12 protein-coding genes are annotated in these 12992 nt (G+C 70.6%); 6 read left to right on the top strand and 6 right to left on the bottom strand.

Features of this window, described 5'->3' with window-relative positions; genetic code table 11:
* Positions 1 to 46 precede the first annotated feature (46 nt).
* Both RCR19_RS22805 and RCR19_RS22800 read left to right on the top strand, forming a co-directional pair.
* Positions 47 to 1375, top strand: a complete 1329-nt coding sequence (locus RCR19_RS22805) for a nicotinate phosphoribosyltransferase (protein WP_331266805.1) — start codon at positions 47 to 49, stop codon at positions 1373 to 1375.
* Between the two features lie 254 nt (positions 1376 to 1629).
* The gene (locus RCR19_RS22800) at positions 1630 to 2217 is read left to right on the top strand and encodes an isochorismatase family protein (protein ID WP_331266804.1); all 588 of its coding nucleotides are present in this window, start codon (positions 1630 to 1632) and stop codon (positions 2215 to 2217) included.
* 42 nt (positions 2218 to 2259) lie between these two features.
* On the opposite strand, the gene RCR19_RS22795 is transcribed toward RCR19_RS22800, so the two are convergent.
* Together RCR19_RS22795 and RCR19_RS22790 are read right to left on the bottom strand one after the other, a co-directional pair.
* On the bottom strand, positions 2260 to 2592 hold the full coding sequence (locus RCR19_RS22795; RefSeq protein ID WP_059127848.1) for a hypothetical protein: 333 nt from the start codon (positions 2590 to 2592) through the stop codon (positions 2260 to 2262).
* 121 nt (positions 2593 to 2713) lie between these two features.
* On the bottom strand, positions 2714 to 5056 hold the full coding sequence (locus RCR19_RS22790) for an immune inhibitor A domain-containing protein (RefSeq protein WP_331266803.1): 2343 nt from the start codon (positions 5054 to 5056) through the stop codon (positions 2714 to 2716).
* A 466-nt stretch (positions 5057 to 5522) separates the two neighbouring features.
* On the opposite strand from RCR19_RS22790, the gene RCR19_RS22785 reads away from it, so the two are divergent.
* Positions 5523 to 5813 (top strand): hypothetical protein, encoded by a 291-nt coding sequence (locus tag RCR19_RS22785; protein WP_331266802.1) that lies wholly within the window; start codon positions 5523 to 5525, stop codon positions 5811 to 5813.
* Between the two features lie 123 nt (positions 5814 to 5936).
* Here the strand turns inward: RCR19_RS22785 and RCR19_RS22780 are convergent, their stop codons facing one another.
* The 4 genes from RCR19_RS22780 to hppD all read right to left on the bottom strand — a co-directional run bounded on the left by RCR19_RS22780 (position 5937) and on the right by hppD (position 11244).
* Positions 5937 to 6722, bottom strand: a complete 786-nt coding sequence (locus tag RCR19_RS22780; RefSeq protein ID WP_331266801.1) for an RDD family protein — start codon at positions 6720 to 6722, stop codon at positions 5937 to 5939.
* Positions 6723 to 6776: 54 nt separating this feature from the next.
* On the bottom strand, positions 6777 to 8267 hold the full coding sequence (locus RCR19_RS22775; RefSeq protein ID WP_331266800.1) for an RDD family protein: 1491 nt from the start codon (positions 8265 to 8267) through the stop codon (positions 6777 to 6779).
* A gap of 283 nt (positions 8268 to 8550) precedes the next feature.
* Positions 8551 to 9957 (bottom strand): FAD-linked oxidase C-terminal domain-containing protein, encoded by a 1407-nt coding sequence (locus tag RCR19_RS22770; protein ID WP_331266799.1) that lies wholly within the window; start codon positions 9955 to 9957, stop codon positions 8551 to 8553.
* 141 nt (positions 9958 to 10098) lie between these two features.
* Positions 10099 to 11244 carry a 4-hydroxyphenylpyruvate dioxygenase gene (gene hppD, locus RCR19_RS22765; RefSeq protein WP_331266798.1) on the bottom strand — a complete coding sequence of 382 codons (1146 nt, stop codon included), beginning with the start codon at positions 11242 to 11244 and terminating at the stop codon, positions 10099 to 10101.
* Positions 11245 to 11368: 124 nt separating this feature from the next.
* Here hppD and RCR19_RS22760 point away from each other — a divergent pair, with 124 nt between their 5' ends.
* The 3 genes from RCR19_RS22760 to RCR19_RS22750 are packed head-to-tail and all read left to right on the top strand — an operon-like array spanning position 11369 to position 12973.
* Positions 11369 to 11848 carry an Lrp/AsnC family transcriptional regulator gene (locus RCR19_RS22760; protein ID WP_059127841.1) on the top strand — a complete coding sequence of 160 codons (480 nt, stop codon included), beginning with the start codon at positions 11369 to 11371 and terminating at the stop codon, positions 11846 to 11848.
* Positions 11849 to 11867: 19 nt separating this feature from the next.
* Complete coding sequence (locus tag RCR19_RS22755) at positions 11868 to 12173, top strand: hypothetical protein (RefSeq protein WP_331266797.1); 306 nt, start codon at positions 11868 to 11870, stop codon at positions 12171 to 12173.
* An 11-nt stretch (positions 12174 to 12184) separates the two neighbouring features.
* Positions 12185 to 12973, top strand: coding sequence for an ABC transporter permease (locus RCR19_RS22750; protein WP_331269527.1), 789 nt, complete (start codon positions 12185 to 12187; stop codon positions 12971 to 12973).
* The last annotated feature ends 19 nt before the right edge of the window (positions 12974 to 12992 follow it).

Genomic DNA, 12992 nt, shown 5'->3' with positions numbered 1-12992 from the left:
CCCCACAAATCGTCAGACTGACGAGATGGGAGTACGATCCGACGTCATGAACACAGCGGACCTTGGGCTGCCGGTGGACGTGCCCTCGACGGCACTCTTCACCGACCACTACGAGCTGACGATGCTGCAGGCAGCCCTCCAGGCGGGCAGCGCCGATCGGCGCTCCGTCTTCGAGGTCTTCACCCGGCGACTGCCCGAGGGCCGCCGCTACGGCGTCGTGGCCGGCACCGGGCGCGTCCTGGACGCGGTCGAGAACTTCCGCTTCGACGCCGACGTCCTCGGCTTCCTGCGGGAGCGCCGCGTCGTCGACCCGCAGACCCTGGCCTGGCTCGCCGAATACCGCTTCGACGGCGACATCTGGGGCTACCCGGAGGGAGAGGTGTACTTCCCCGGCTCCCCGATCATGCGGGTGGAGGGCTCCTTCGCCGAGTGCGTGCTCCTGGAGACCGTGATCCTGTCCATCCTCAACCACGACTCCGCCGTGGCAGCCGCCGCCTCCCGCATGTCCTCGGCCGCGGACGGCCGGGGGCTGATCGAGATGGGCGCCCGGCGCACCCACGAACTGGCCGCCGTGGCCGCCTCGCGGGCCGCGTACATCGGCGGCTTCACCACCACCTCGGACCTGGCCGCCGGCTTCCGCTACGGCATCCCCACGGTCGGGACCTCCGCCCACGCCTTCACCCTGGTGCACGACAACGAGCGGGACGCCTTCCGGGCCCAGGTCGAGTCGCTCGGGCGGGGCACCACGCTGCTGGTGGACACCTACGACGTCACCGAGGCCGTCCGGCTGGCCGTCGAGATCGCCGGGCCCGAGCTCGGAGCCGTCCGCATCGACTCCGGCGACCTGCTGCTGGTGGCGCACCGGGTGCGCCAGCAGCTCGACGAACTGGGCGCGACCCATACGAAGATCGTCGTGACCTCCGACCTGGACGAGTACGCCATCGCCTCGCTGCGGGCGGCGCCCGTGGACGCCTACGGCGTCGGCACCCAGCTGGTGACGGGTTCCGGCCATCCGACCTGCTCGATGGTCTACAAGCTGGTCGCCCGCGCCGAGTCGGCGGACCCGCAGGCTCCGCTGCAGCCGGTCGCAAAGAAGTCGCTCGGCGGGAAGACCTCCATCGGCGGCCGAAAGTGGGCGGCGCGACGGGTCGACGAGCACGGGGTGGCGGAGGCCGAGGTGGTCGGCACCGGGGCGGTGCCGGACGGGCTGGCGGACCGGCAGCTGCTGGTCCAGCTCGTCAAGGGGGGCCAGGTGCTCGCCCGCGAGCCGCTGGACGTCGTACGCGATCGGCACGCCGCCGTGCGCGCCGGTCTGCCGCTCTCGGCGACACAGCTGTCGCGCGGGGAGCCCGTCATCCCGACCGTCTACGTGTAAGGCCCCCGGTCCGGCCGGAGCGGCACGCGGGACCGGTGCGGCCGTACCGCGGGGTGCGGCTTCGGCCGGACCCCTGCCGCGGGCGCATGAACGCGCGGCCCGTGGGAATGCAACGGCAGCGCACCCGCGCACGCCGCCGACCCGCTGACGCCCCTCCCGCCCGGCCCCCGAAGTCTCTAGGCTCGGTAGTTCGTACGGACGGCCGGGCTCGCACCCTCTACTCCGAACCGCCGCCAAGCCGAAGGACACCGACCATGCGCCGCGCCTTGATCGTCGTAGACGTACAGAACGACTTCTGTGAAGGCGGCAGCCTCGCGGTGGCCGGAGGTGCCGATGTGGCCGCCGCGATCACCGAGCTGATCGGGCAGGCGCCCGCCGGCTATCGCCATGTCGTCGCCACCCGGGATCACCACATCGCCCCGGGAGGACACTTCGCCGACGACCCCGACTACGTCCGCACCTGGCCCGCGCACTGCGTCGCGGGCACGGAGGGCGTGGGCTTCCACCCGAACTTCGCCCCGGCGGTCGCCTCCGGCGCCATCGACGCCGTGTTCGACAAGGGTGCGTACTCCGGCGCGTACAGCGGGTTCGAGGGGACCGACGAGAACGGGGTGTCGCTCGGCGACTGGCTTCAGGCGCGGGAGATCGACGAGGTGGACGTGGTGGGCATCGCCACGGACCACTGCGTCCGCGCCACCGCCCTGGACGCCGCGCGTCGGGGCTTGCGCACGCAGGTGCTGCTGGACCTCACGGCCGGGGTGTCGGCGGAGACCACGGAGCGGGCACTGGAGGAGCTCCGGGACGCCGGGGTGGAGCTGTCCGGCAAGCCCGTCGTCTCCTAGGGTCCGGGACCGCGCCGCCGGTGCGGTCGCCTCCGGGGGCGCTCACGCCTGCGCCGTCGGCCTCCTCAGCAGCGCCCTGATCGGGTGCCACAGCTCCTGGGACAGCTCCTGGCCCGCGCTGTCGGGCGCCGTGCGCCATATCAGCCCGTCGGGGTGGTGCAGGACCGCGGTGATCTCGTCGGGGGTCGGCGGGGCGGCGTTGCCGCGCAGGTAGACGGCACGCAGGCCCAGGTTGCGCAGTCGTGTCAGCGCCCGGGCGCGGTTCTGGGCGAGGACGAGCACGCGGACGAAGCCGCTGCCGGAACCGGGGCTGGGCAGGTTCAGCGCCACCACCACGCTGCCGTTCGGCAGCTTGCAGAAACCTCCTGCGGCCATTCAGTCACATCCCCGTTCCGGTCGGTGTCAATAAGTGCGCCACAGGACGCACCTAAACACGATCGGCGGCGGCCCGCCAGGGGGTCGCCGCCGATACGCTTCTGACCTGCGAAGATGCGGACTACTTCACCGCGGGCCCGACCTCGAGCTCGATGGTGGAGCCGTCCTTGGCCGCCTTTTCGATCTTGATCTTGGTGTTGGTGTCAGTGATCTTGACACCGGCGGCCGGGTTCGACGCGTCGTAGTAGGTGCTGGTGTGGTCGTTGAAGACCGACACCCCCTTCTGCGACTTGATCCGCACCGGCACGTCCGCCTTGTGCAGCGTGATCGCGTCGGTGGACTCCAGGGTGAACGGCGAGTCGTAGGCCTGGAACCGGTTGCGCAGCAGCGTGCCGTCGGTCCACTTCAGCGGCGCCGGGTGCGAGTCGATCGGCAGGATCAGGCCGGTGCCCGGGTGGTCGGCGGTGTTGTTGTCCGGCTGCGAGGTGTCCCACTTCCAGATCAACAGGCCGTTCTGGTACGGGATGTGCTCCACCCAGTCCGGACGGGTCGTCGAGAAGCCGAAGTTGTACGGGCCGACCTTCAGGGTCTTGTCGTACGACACGTACTGCCGGTTCTCGGCGACGTAGTACTGCTTGTAGGGCTTGGAGAAGGACGCGCCGATGCGGGAGAAGCCCGTCGCCGTCCAGGCCGGGTCCGCGCTCTCCGCGTTGTCGGAGAACACCGCCGAGCCGTCCGCGGTCACCGCGATCTCGTCGGCCGCGAAGCCCTTGAGGGCCACACCGCCGTCGGTCTGGTAGCGGAAGCGCAGGTCGAACTTCTTGCCCGCGTAGGCGTCGAGCGGGTACGACAGCTTGGCGTACGCGTCGATGGAACCGGTGAGCGCCGGCTTGCCGCTGGCGTCGCGCGGGACCGGCTGACCGTTCACCGTGCCGTCGAGGACGGTCCAGTTGGCGCCGCCGTCGGTCGACACCTCGGCGTAGAGGTAGTCGTAGTCGGCCTCGATGTCGTACCAGCCGTCCAGTGACAGCACGGCCGAGGACTTGCCGGTGAGGTCGACGGACCGGGTCAGCGTGTTCTTCAGGTCGTTGCCGCTGCCGCTCCACCACTGAGTCGCGCCCTGGGCCGGGGTGACCACCTCGGTGGTGACGGCCTTGTCGGGCAGGGAGACGACCAGCGCCTGCTTGTGCTTGGTGTTGTACTCGGCCAGGCCCAGCTTGTGCCAGGAGTTCACGCCGGCCTTGGCCGTGTCGTAGTTGAGCCAGCCCAGCTGGAGCTTGTCCCAGGCGTTCATGTCGCCGGGCAGGTTGCCGATGGCGTCCTTGCCCGTGCCCAGCCAGGAGCCGGACGACATCAGCGTCCAGAACCCGGTGGAGTTCTCGCCGCCGTTGGTGTCGTACTCGTCCGGCAGACCGAGGTCGTGGCCGTACTCGTGGGCGAAGACGCCGAGTCCGCCGTTCTCCGGCTGGATGGTGTAGTCGCCGACCCAGATGCCGGTGTCGCCGACCTGCGTGCCGCCGAGCTTGTTGCCGTCGGGGCCGGTGGCACCCGCGTCGGTGCCGAAGGCGTACCAGCGGTGGGCCCAGATCGCGTCCTCGCCCTGGGCGCCGCCACCCGCGGACTCGTCCTCGCCGGCGTGGACGATCTGGAAGTGGTCGATGTAACCGTCGGGCTCGTTGAAGTCGCCGTCGCCGTCGTGGTCGTAGCGGTCCCACTGGTCGAACTGGGCGAGTTCCGTGCGGATCTCGGCCGCGGTGTCACCGGCCGCCTCACGGTCGGCGACCCAGGCGTTGACGCCGTCCTGGACCGCGTACCAGGCGGCGCTGTCGCCGGCCTTGTTGGATCCGTAACGGGCCTCGTTGTAGGGGACCTTGACCCAGTCGGTCACCTCACCGTCGACCGAGTAGCGGCCCGAGGACTGCGTCTCGTAGTACTTCTTCAGCGACTCGGTGTCCTTGCCGGTGCCGAAGTACAGGTCCTGGTAGTGCTTCTGGTTGTAGTCCGCCAGCCAGTCCGTGCTGTTGTCCTTCTTGCGGTCCGGCTTGGCGATCTTGTTGTGCAGCGGCCCCGGGGTGCCGCCGTAGCGGCTGTCGACCTGGTCTCCGAACTCGACCAGGATCGTGAAGATCTTGTCGGTCTTCTCGCGGCCGAGTTCGACGTACTTGCTGTCGCCCTTCTTGCCCTTGAGCTGGACGACGTTCGAACCGTCACGGTTCTTGATCTTGGCCTTGCCCGATATGACCTGGTCGAGCGCTTCCTGGCGCTGAGCGTCCTGCGTCTTGCTCAGCGGGCCGTCGAAGTCGTGCTCCTTCTGCTTCACCGGCTGTGGGTCGTGCCGGTTCACGGCGGCGGGATTCGCCGGCGTGTTCGCCTCTGCCACCGCGAAGGTCGCGAACGTGGCCGAGGCCGCCGCGAGGGTCGCGCCTATCGCGGCCGCTCTGAACGTCCAGGGTCTACTGGTCACTTGAAGTCCTCCCCGACGCGTCCGATCGCGCGGATGACGAATCCCGATCGAGAGGGGTCCGCACGTGGTGTACGCGTGTGTCAAGTGACGACATTTGACCGGAGGTTTAGGAGAAAAGACAGACCTTGACTTGAACAGGCCAAGTGCATTAATAGAAACCGACGTTCGGTATACGAACGGCATAATCGCCTGTCAACGGGCGCGTGCATCTCCCCAGTTGGCGGACCCTATGACTCCGTGCGCCCCCTGTGCACCAGCACCGTGGGTAAGGTCACGCTTACCAGACGTTCCGCTCGGGCATGCAGGCGAATAGAGTCGGCGGGCGGAGCGTCGGAACGGTGACGGATCGCCCGGTCGACACCGGTGTCACCCCCGACACGACAAGTGCCCCAGATCCCACACGTTGTCCGCATCCTCCCCCATCGCGAGAGGCACCGGGGGGAGACCCCCACCCCGAGGAATGGCCATGCCTCGTCCGAACGCCGCACAGCTCGCCTACGGTTCCTGCACCGTGATCTTCTCCACCCTCGCCATGCTGCTGCTGTCACAGACGAGTTCGGGCCTGGGCATCGCCGTGATCGCCCTCGCGGCGCTCGCACTCGGACTGCTCGTCGCCGTGACGGTGCCGGTGCCGAAGTCCGCTTCGGCCGGTGCCCGACGGCCCGCCGCCCGGCAGCCCGCACCGGCCGCACGGCCGAGGGCGTCCGTGGGGTCCACGGCTGCGGCCGAGTCCGTGCGCGAGCCGGCGAACCCCTGAACCGGGAGCGCAGCAGAGCACTTCACGGTCGCCACAGGCACCACCGCACAGCGCATCACGAAACCGGCGGGTCCCGATACAGGGTCCGCCGGTTCGCGCGTGGGCCGCACCACGGCGTCGGCATCACACCGTGCTGACCTCCACCGTTCTGGCCGCCTTGTCGTGCAGACCCTGTTTGTAGGGCTTGTCGAAGAAGCTCCAGCCGCCGCAGATCGCGGTCCAGACGCAGGCACAGCAGAACGCGAACGGAAGCCACAGCACCGCGGCGCGGATCAGCGAGGTCCGCACGGAGGGGCTGGAGCCGTCCTGCAGATTCGCCACCCGCATGTTCAGCAGCTTCTTGCCGAGCGTCTGTCCCGACCTGGAGATCATGACGGTGTCGTAAGCGATGTAGAGCACGGCGGCGATCACGGACTGGCCGAGGGACTTGCCGGACTCGATCCGGTTGGCGTCCACGTCGTACTCGGCGGTGCGGAACACCCAGGACAGCAGCGCGACGACGATACCCACGATGATCATGTCGATGATCCGCGCGAGCACCCGCTTGCCGCTGTCGGCGAGCGGAGGCATCCCGGCGAGAGGGTCCGTCCCGCCGTACGGGCCGTAGGGACCCCCCGGGCCGCCGTACGGCGGCCCGGGGGGCGGAGGCCGGTCGTAGGGGCTTCCACCACCGGGCGGGGGCGCACCGTAGGGGCTTCCACCACCGGGCGGGGGCGCACCGTAAGGGCTTCCACCACCGGGCGAGGGCTCACCGTAAGGGCTTCCACCACCGGGCGGGGGCTCACCGGCCGGCGGCGGGCCCCAGCGGGGTTCGGTGCCGCCGCCCTGGGACGGCGGGGTCTGAGGTTTTCTGAACGGGTCCTCCTCCGGGGAGTCCCCGGAGCCGGGGGGCGGCGGTTCGGTGCTCATGGCCCGAGTCGACCGCGAACCCTCCGGCTCCGCATCCCTACAGGTCCGTCCGGGTCAGGCCGCCACGAACGTGTGTGCCGCCTTGTCGTGCCAGCACTGGCGCCACGGCCGGTCGAACACACACCACAGCACGCCCACCACGCCGACCACGAGCAGGCCCGGGACGCTGTAGACGAGCCAGCGTCGCAGCGCACGGCCGAAGGCCGGCGGTTCATGGGCCTCGATGTCCCGCACCTCGATGCCGCACAGCTTCTTGCCGAGCGTGCGGCCCCACTTGGCGGTGGGCAGCACTTCGTAGAGGACACCGAAGCCGAGGAGCACGGCGAGCACCACGGCGAGATGGAGCGAGGTCGTGCCGTCGAGCAGCCAGACCGTGACGGTCCGCCCGGAGAGCTTGGCCGCGTCGATCTTGTCGTTGATGTGGTCGATCGCCTCGGTGCCCAGCGGTACGGCGGCCACGCCCGTGACGGCCGCCAGCACCACGGTGTCCAGCAGCCGGGCGACCAGCCGCCTGCCGAGGCCGGCGGGACGGGCCGCCGCCTGCGCCCTGGCGGCCGCCAGGAACGGGTCCTCCATCGGAGGCTTCCACGGCGCGACGGGCCGGTCGCCCTCGGGACCCGGGCTCGCGAGCCGGTGCACCTGCTGGGCCCAGGAGGGCTGCCCTCCGCCGGAGCCCGTGGTCAGAGGCGTACCGGCGGACTGCTGAGGGATGCCCGGAGCGGGCTGCTGCGAAGGGGATCCCGTGGCGGGCGGCAGGGGCGCGGGGGCCGGGGGCCCCGCCGGCGGAGCGGTCGGCTGCGGAGCGGAAGCCCGTACCTCCGGGCCCGGGCCCGGCGCCTGCCGGGACGCCGCACGGGCGCCGTCGGTGTGCGGGGGCCGACCTGAACCGGAAGCGGCCGCCCCCGTGCTTCCCCCCTGCTCCCCCGTGCGCGGGGAGAGCGCACGGAACGCCGTGGTGCCCTCGGAGGCGACGGGACCGTCGTTGCCCGTGGTGCCCGGCGCGCCGGCGTCGGCGCCTTCCCCGCGCGGCTGCCGACGGAACACGACCGTGCCGTCCGGGGCCGGGGAGGAGCCGGGGCCGCCCGGAGGGTCGGTGGGCGGGATCATCGCCGTGCCGTCCGTGCGGTTCGCCGCGCCCTCGGGCCGGCCGGCGTGCGGGACCCGGGGGTCGGCCGCCTGGGGCGCCCCCCACGAGACCCGGCGGTCCTGGTCGCCGCCGAAGCCGGACTGCCGGGAGCGGTCGGCGCCCCAGGCCGAGGCGGGCTCGGGACGGCTGCCGTGCCGGGCGTCGGCCGGGTCCACGAGGGAGGGCTCCTCGACCGGGTCCTCGTCGAAGAAGTGCGGCCCGGTCTCCTCCACCGCGGGCGGAGCGGAGCGTGCGCCGGGAGGCGGGGAGAGCGGTCCGCCGTCACTGGGCGCGGGCCGGCTGGTGCCCGGCACCCAGGCGACACCGTTCCAGTACCGGACGTATCCAGGGATGGACGGATCCGGGTAGTAGCCCTCGCGGGGTCTGTCGTCACCGGGTGCCGGGGTTGGGGCGCTCATGTCCGTCGTCCCGTATCTGCTCGGGGGCTCGTGTGGACACCCACATCTATCAGAACCGGGCACGGTGTTCTGCCGGTCCGCCTGCATCCACCCCTTTCCGGGCGATACCGTGCACGGCCTTCACACACCTGGAACACTCCCCGAAAGAATTTCTCCGAAAGGCGCGTCGCGTCTTTCGGAGCTGATCGCCGCCGTCCTTGCGCGGGCCCGCCGTTGCCGGAGCGCGAGCCCGGACTCCGCGCCGCGCACCCCGTCCACCGGACGGGTGAGTGCGCCGGCGGGGTCAGAAGAGCTTGCCGGGATTGAGCAGGCCGAGGGGGTCGAAGACCTGCTTGACCGCCCGCTGCATCTCCACGCCCACCGGGCCGATCTCGCGCGCCAGCCACTCCTTCTTCAGGATGCCGACGCCGTGCTCACCGGTGATCGTGCCACCGAGTTCCAGGCCGAGGGCCATGATCTCGTCGAAGGACTCCCGGGCGCGCCGGGACTCGTCCGGGTCCTGTGCGTCGAAGCAGACCGTCGGATGCGTGTTCCCGTCGCCCGCATGGGCGCAGACCCCGATGGTGAGCCGGTGCTTCTCGGCGATCCGCTCCACGCCCTCCAGCAGCTCGCCGAGCCGGGAGCGGGGCACGCAGACGTCGTCGATCATCGACGTGCCCTTGACCGCCTCCAGCGCGGTGAGCGACAACCGCCGCGCCTTCAGCAGCAGCTCGGACTCGGCCACGTCATCCGCCGGGACGACCTCGGTGGCCCCGGCGGCCTCGCACAGCGCACCGACGGCGGCGAGGTCGGCGGCCGGATCCGGAGTGTCGAAGGCGGCGAGGAGCAGGGCCTCCGTGCTCTCCGGCAGGCCCATGTGGGCGAGGTCGTTGACCGCCTTGACCGTCGTCCTGTCCATCAGTTCGAGAAGGGACGGCACATGACCGCCCGCCATGATCCGGCACACGGCGTCGCAGGCGTCGGCCGCGGACGCGAACTCGGCCGCCAGCACCAGTTGCCGCGGCGGCATGGGCTTCAGGGCGAGGACCGCGCGGACGATGATGCCGAGCGAGCCCTCGGAGCCGACGAAGAGCCGGGTGAGGTCGTAGCCGGCGACGCCCTTGGCCGTGCGGCGTCCGGTGGACATGAGGCGGCCGTCGGGGAGCACGACGTCCAGGCCGAGGACGTACTCGGCCGTCACCCCGTACTTCACGCAGCACAGCCCGCCGGAGGCCGTGCCGATGTTGCCGCCGATCGTGCACATCTCCCAACTGGAGGGGTCCGGCGGGTAGTACAGGCCCTGTTCGTTCACCGCGCGGGAGAGCGTGGCGTTGACCACGCCGGGCTCGACGACGGCGACGCGGTCGACCGGGTTGATCTCCAGGATCCGGTCCATCTTCGTCAGGGAGAGCACGATGCAGCCGTCGGAGGCGTTGGCCGCGCCCGACAGGCCGGTGCGGGCGCCCTGCGGTACGACCGGGACCCGCAGTTCGGTGGCGATCCGCATCACGTGCTGGACCTGCTCGACGGTGCGCGGCAGCACGACCACGGCCGGGGCTCCTGACGCGCAGAAGCTCGCCATGTCGTTCGCGTACGAGGCCGTGACGTCGGGGTCGCTCAGGACGGCTTCGGGCGGCAGGCCGGCCCTGAGTCGGTCGAGGAGGTTGCCGGTGACTTCGTCGCGCGGGGCTTCGATACGGCTCATGATCACAGCGTTGCACCCGGGGACGGCGGTGTGAACCCCGCCCGCACACGGCTCCCCGCCCGGAAAGGAGAGAGGAGGCCGTGTGCGTCCCGCCCGCGCCGCCCCCGGGTGCCGATCTCGGTCCCGTTCGGTCGCGGACGTCAGGGCTCAGAGGTTTCCGCGCTTCTCCTGCTCCCGCTCGATCGCCTCGAACAGGGCCTTGAAGTTGCCTTTGCCGAAGCCCATGGAACCGTGCCGCTCGATGATCTCGAAGAAGACCGTCGGACGGTCCTGGACCGGCTTGGTGAAGATCTGCAGCAGATAGCCGTCCTCGTCGCGGTCGGCGAGGATCTTCAGCTCGCGCAGGGTCTCGACGGGGACACGGGTGTCACCGACCCATTCGCCGAGGGTGTCGTAGTACGAGTCCGGGGTGTTGAGGAACTCGACGCCGGCCGCCCGCATCGTCCGTACCGTGCGCACGATGTCGTTCGTGTTCAGCGCGATGTGCTGGACACCGGGGCCGCCGTAGAACTCCAGGTACTCGTCGATCTGCGACTTCTTCTTGGCCAGGGCGGGCTCGTTGATCGGGAACTTGACCTTGAGGGTCCCGTCGGCCACCACCTTGGACATCAGCGCGCTGTACTCGGTCGCGATGTCGTCGCCCACGAACTCCTTCATGTTCGTGAAGCCCATGACCTTGTTGTAGAACTCCACCCACTCGTTCATGTGGCCGAGTTCGACGTTGCCGACGCAGTGGTCGATCGCCTGGAAGGTGCGGTGCTCGGGCGGCTCCACGACCGGGTCGGCGGCGGCGTACCCGGGCAGGTACGGGCCGTCGTAGCCGGTGCGCTCGACCAGGGTGTGCCGGGTCTCGCCGTAGGTGGCGATCGCGGCCAGGACGACGACGCCGTGCTCGTCCTTCAGCTCGTACGGCTCGGCGACCGAACGGGCGCCGTGCTCGATCGCGTACGTGTACGCGGCGCGCGCGTCCGGGACCTCGATGGCGAGGTCGACGACGCCGTCGCCGTGTTCGGCCACGTGCTGGGCGAGGAAGCGGCCCCAGGTCGTGGCGGGCTTGATGACGGAGGTGAAGACGAAACGGGCGGAGCCGTTCTCCAGGACATAGGAAGCGGTCTCGCGGCTGCCGTTCTCCGGTCCGGAGTAGGCCACGAGCCGCATGCCGAAGGCGGTGGAGTAGTAGTGCGCGGCCTGCTTGGCGTTGCCCACGGCGAAGACGACCGCGTCCATTCCCTTGACCGGGAAGGGGTCTGCCTCGCGCGCGGTGTCGGGGGTGTGGTGTGTGGTCTGGCTCATAGCGGCAGCCTCACCCCTCTCCGCAAGCTGCGCAATAGTTTGCGTGTCCAGTGGGCAACCTGCACAGCAGGTGCCCCCTTTTGGCAGGCGTTCTGTACAAGATGACCATCGAGGAGAGCGAGCAATGGCGATCGATCATCTGGACGCCCGGCTCATCGTGCTTCTGGCGCGGGAGCCACGCATCGGGGTACTGGAGATGTCCCGGCGGCTCGGCGTCGCGCGCGGCACGGTCCAGGCGCGCCTGGACCGGCTTCAGTCGAACGGAGTGGTCCGCGGATTCGGCCCTCAGGTCGACCCGGCCGCACTCGGCTACCCCGTGACCGCGTTCGCGACGCTGCAGATCCGGCAGGGGCAGGGGGCGGACGTCAGGGCCCATCTGTCGACCGTTCCCGAGGTCCTGGAACTGCTCACCACCACGGGCACCGGGGACATGCTGTGCCGGCTGGTCGCTCGCTCGAATGCCGATCTTCAACGTGTGATCGACCGGGTTGTCGGTTTTGATGGCATTGTCCGGGCCTCGACGGCGATCGTCATGGAGAACCCCGTTCCGCTGCGCATCATCCCCCTGGTGGAGCAGGCGGCCGAGGACCGGGAGACGACCTAGCCGACCGGGGTGAGCACACGTGAGCTTCTGGGAGTACGTGGACGACCGTCGCCGGCAGTTGCTCATGGACGCCTGCCGGCGCGTCGGAACGGTCTTCCCGCGCGCGGTCCTCGCGGCGCCCCTCGGCATGGTGATCGCCTTCGCCGCCTCAGGACCCGGCCTCGGTTCACCCGACCGCGCGGACGTGCTCGACCAGGTGCCGGCGGGCACGCTCGGGATCATCGCCCTGTCGCCGCTGTTCGACGCCGGACACCTGCTCCTCGGGCCGCTGACCGCCCCGGGGAGGCGCACGGCACCGGCGCAACCGGAGGAGAGGCGGATGTGACCACGTCCCAGGTGAGGGAGAAGAAGAAGGCCAGGACGCCGGTCCGGCCGAGTCCTCCGGCGACGCCCTGGATCTCCTGGCAGAAGCTGACCTGCCTGCCCCTGGCGCTGGTGATCGCGCTGCTGACGACCCTCGTCCTGTTCCGCCGCGCCCGTCTGGACCCCGTCGCCCGGAACGCCATGGCGCACGGCAGGGTCACGCGAGCGTTGTGGCAGCACATCGAACTGACCGCGATCGCCACGGTCCTGGTGCTGGTCGTCGCGATCCCGCTGGGCATCCTGCTCACCCGTGCGTCGCTGCGGAGGGCCACGCCCGTGGCCCTGACGATCGCGACCCTGGGCCGTGCGGTTCCCGCGCTCGGTCTGCTGGCGCTGCCGGTGCTCTGGCTCGGCACCGGCCCGAAGACGGTCCTGCTCGGCGTGGTCGTCTACGCCGTCCTGCCGGTGCTGGCGACCACCATCGCGGGACTCGCGGCGAACGATCCGGCGCTTCTGAAGGCCGCGCGCGGTCTCGGCATGTCCCCGTTGGGCGTACTGGCCCGGGTGGAACTGCCCGCGGCCGTCCCGCTGATTCTCGCGGGCGTGCGCACGGCCATGGTCCTGAACGTCGGCACGGTGACGCTGGCGGCCCTCGGGGGCGGCGGCGGTCTGGGCGTACTGGTCACCACCGGGCTCACCCGTCACTGCGTGCCGGTGCTGGTCCTCGGTTCAATCCTCACGGTGGCGCTGGCGCTGCTGCTCGACTGGCTGGTGTCGGTGGCGGAACTGCTGGTGCGGCCCCGCTTCGCGGAGCGGGACTGAGGGCCCCGCGGGCGCCGGG

This window comes from Streptomyces sp. WAC07094, assembly GCF_036320405.1.
Classification (GTDB): domain Bacteria; phylum Actinomycetota; class Actinomycetes; order Streptomycetales; family Streptomycetaceae; genus Streptomyces; species Streptomyces lannensis.
Note: the sequence above shows the minus strand (reverse complement) of the source record. Positions and strands in the feature narration are given on the sequence as shown.